General features: G+C 39.0%; 8 protein-coding genes. All 8 read right to left on the bottom strand.

The window, feature by feature from the left end:
• Nucleotides 1–222 precede the first annotated feature (222 nt).
• Nucleotides 223–447, bottom strand: coding sequence for a hypothetical protein (locus tag E5329_RS28820; protein WP_135992537.1), 225 nt, complete (start codon nt 445–447; stop codon nt 223–225).
• Complete coding sequence (locus E5329_RS31395; protein ID WP_275443874.1) at nt 444–575, bottom strand: hypothetical protein; 132 nt, start codon at nt 573–575, stop codon at nt 444–446. The genes E5329_RS28820 and E5329_RS31395 overlap by 4 nt, the downstream gene beginning before the upstream one ends.
• A 10-nt stretch (nt 576–585) precedes the next feature.
• Nucleotides 586–867: a hypothetical protein gene (locus E5329_RS28815; protein ID WP_135992536.1), complete on the bottom strand. Its 282-nt coding sequence runs from the start codon at nt 865–867 to the stop codon at nt 586–588.
• A 14-nt stretch (nt 868–881) separates the two neighbouring features.
• Nucleotides 882–1,268, bottom strand: a complete 387-nt coding sequence (locus tag E5329_RS28810; RefSeq protein WP_135992535.1) for a hypothetical protein — start codon at nt 1,266–1,268, stop codon at nt 882–884.
• A 47-nt stretch (nt 1,269–1,315) separates the two neighbouring features.
• The gene (locus E5329_RS28805; protein ID WP_135992534.1) at nt 1,316–1,576 is read right to left on the bottom strand and encodes a hypothetical protein; all 261 of its coding nucleotides are present in this window, start codon (nt 1,574–1,576) and stop codon (nt 1,316–1,318) included.
• Nucleotides 1,573–2,139, bottom strand: a complete 567-nt coding sequence (locus E5329_RS28800; RefSeq protein WP_135992533.1) for a hypothetical protein — start codon at nt 2,137–2,139, stop codon at nt 1,573–1,575. Before E5329_RS28800 ends, E5329_RS28805 begins: the two co-directional genes overlap by 4 nt.
• A 64-nt stretch (nt 2,140–2,203) precedes the next feature.
• A complete protein-coding gene (locus E5329_RS28795; protein WP_135992532.1) occupies nt 2,204–2,449 on the bottom strand; it encodes an HNH endonuclease signature motif containing protein in 246 nt (81 codons plus the stop codon).
• Entirely contained in the window at nt 2,430–2,708 is a 279-nt protein-coding gene (locus E5329_RS28790; RefSeq protein WP_135992531.1) for a hypothetical protein, read from the bottom strand. The genes E5329_RS28795 and E5329_RS28790 overlap by 20 nt, the downstream gene beginning before the upstream one ends.
• Nucleotides 2,709–2,787 lie beyond the last annotated feature (79 nt).

Below are 2,787 nucleotides of genomic sequence, written 5' to 3'. Positions count from 1 at the left end.
AATCCCACAAAGTTACAGGCTTTGTGGGATTGTTGTAGAATAATATTTCTGTTAGAATAAGGCATTTTATTTGAGATTTAGAATAAAAAGCCTACCTTGTTACTTGGCGGTACAGGTAGGCTTATATAGTCATCTGGAGGTCAACCACTTTGTGGGCGGTTGTTTCCTCTTTTGTATCTATACTATATCATGTTTCGGCTTTTGTTTCAAGAACAAATTTCGTTAATGCAAACCGTTAGGGAAGTAATAGACTGCTGTCCTCTGTGGCTCTACAGGCTTGAAATACTCGTCCGGGTTTTCTCCGGCTTCTATCAATTCCTGTCTGCACTGCTCTATCCGCTGTAAAAGTTCTTCCCTGCTCTCCCCGGTTATTGTCATTACATCATCTAAAGAGAAATACTCATGCTCATTAAATGCGGATGCAAGGCTCATTTTGCATAGTCTCAAATAATTTCACGCCTTGCCCGCTCGTCCCCTGTTCTTTTTGCCGATTTTACAGCCATTTCTTCCGCTGTCAGTGTTTGGCAGTCTTTGCGTTCCTGCTGCCTTTGCACTGTACCGTTCTTATTATCCATAATTCTCCCCCTATACTGCTATTGCTCGCCCATCTACAGGAATAAACTTTTGCGGCGTCCGTCCAATCAGCGTTACTTGATATGACGTTCTACTTGTCCGTATCACTTGTAAATCAATAAATTCTCCTATCCGGTATTCTTCCGTCATTAATACCATCAGGCGCCCCTGCTCGTCACCATTCAGCCATAATTGAAAAATTAAGTGTTTATCTTCAATATCTAAAATCCGATGCGCCTTAATTCCGTTCTGATTGCGTAAAGCCGTTATTGTCTGAATATGTTTGTATTCCATAATATTTTACCTCCCTACCTAATCGAAAATGGTTTATTTTTGAATGTGCTTTCGGTGAATCGTGATTTTCGTTCTGCTTCTCTTTCTTTTCCATATCTATCACTATACTGCCTGTACAATTCCCGGTTCTCTTTAGCAAATTGTGACAACTCCCGAAGCTGTCCTTTGCAATCATTATCCATTATTTTCTTGTATTGTGCATAGGTCATAGTTTCGTTTCCCTCCTGTTTCATTTCCGCAATATCCTGTCTTGTAATACGCCCAAGCATATAATCTTTTTCAAGATTGAATACTGCTTCTCTTTCTGAATCACTTAATGAATTTATGGCTTGCTCTCGCTCCGGACTATTCCTAGGTGTGCTAAACACTTTGCTGTGCAGTTCCGCTATTCGTGCGTTCATATTGATACCTCATACTTTCTTTATAAAAAATTAACAGTTACTAAAAATCATTTATTCGGCAGATATGCAATCGGATAGCCTTTCACTTCCAATTCATAAAACCGCTTTAAATCATCCGACATACGCCTTTTCAATAATGACATTTCGGGATAAATTCTTCTAAGCGTTGCACGCACTATGTATAAGGAAATATTGTATTTCTCACATATCATAGTGCAGATTTCAGTTTCAAGAACATATCCCTGCTGCCTAACCACGCTTAAAACCTCATTTTGCAGTATTTCTTCAACATATACTTTAAAACTCATCTTCTCCCTCCCCATAATCCAGTTTCATTCCCAATTTTGGTAAATCCTCGCTCTGTAGCGTTGCAGGTTTTCCCAGTTTTGGCAGTTCGGCAGCAGTTAATACCCTGCGTTCCGGCATTATTTCTGTTTTCTCCCAACTTTTCTTCGTAAAATGTTTCTATCAGACTGTAAGCCCTCTGCAAAATATCAAAATCCTCTGTAGCAACAATCCGCTTATAATCTGGATTTGTTCGGCTATAGGCTTTCCCATCTGAATTAACACCCTTAACATAATCAAGTAATGTCTGTTTATCAATCCCCAAACATAATGCAAGGCCGGATTTTGTAGGATTACGCACCCATGTAGTAACCTTTTCCTGCGTATCTTCATCAAGTACCACTTTTACACAGCTATTAAAATAATCTATAACCTTGCTCATTACTTCTTCTCGTGTCAACACAGTTCCGTCACCTCCCTGTAAAATCTGCTCCATCTGGTTTAAGCTGAATGTCACACCGCCGGATTTCTTCAAATCTTCCCATTGTCGCACCATAAAACGCTTTTTTTCTTCTATATCGCTCATACTGCACCTACTTTCTACATATTTTCCTTTTTATAATTTGTATACATGTAATGTACTTGAATTTTCATGCCCTCTTGCGGTTATAATAGGCGTGTATCTTCTTATGACACGAACCGCAAAGAGTACAAAGGTCTGTCAGCACATTTTCATTGCCTAATCTGGCATAAGTGATATGATGCACCTGTACGCTCCTAATCCTGCTTATTGGTCTGCCGCACATCACGCAACCGCCATCTATGGCTATTCGCTCCTGTTTCTTGGCTTCCCATTCCTCACTACGCATATAATCCTTATACTGCTGTGTCTGCATTTTTCATCATCTCCTTATAAATCCGTTCCATTTCATCAATGACCGCCAATAATAACGCAATCGCAAATTTATGATTATCATACTTCTTTGCTATCTGTCCGCTTTCATCAACTACCGCTTCCCAGTACGCATCATCTGTCTGCACCTTTGAATATTTCTTGTGGAAATTCCAAACATCTTGGTATAACCCCCAATAATCATTTTTAAATGAATCCCTCCTAATATTTTCTTGTATCATGTCAATGTCTTTGTTAGTCATATTGATACCTCACTCTCTGAAATTCCGTTACAAAAACCGTAAAATTATTTACATTCATTTTGCACACTTCAATCTATTA

The organism is Petralouisia muris (assembly GCF_004793545.1).
In the GTDB taxonomy this organism is placed as follows: domain Bacteria; phylum Bacillota; class Clostridia; order Lachnospirales; family Lachnospiraceae; genus Petralouisia; species Petralouisia muris.
This window is presented reverse-complemented; position numbering and strand designations above follow the sequence as displayed.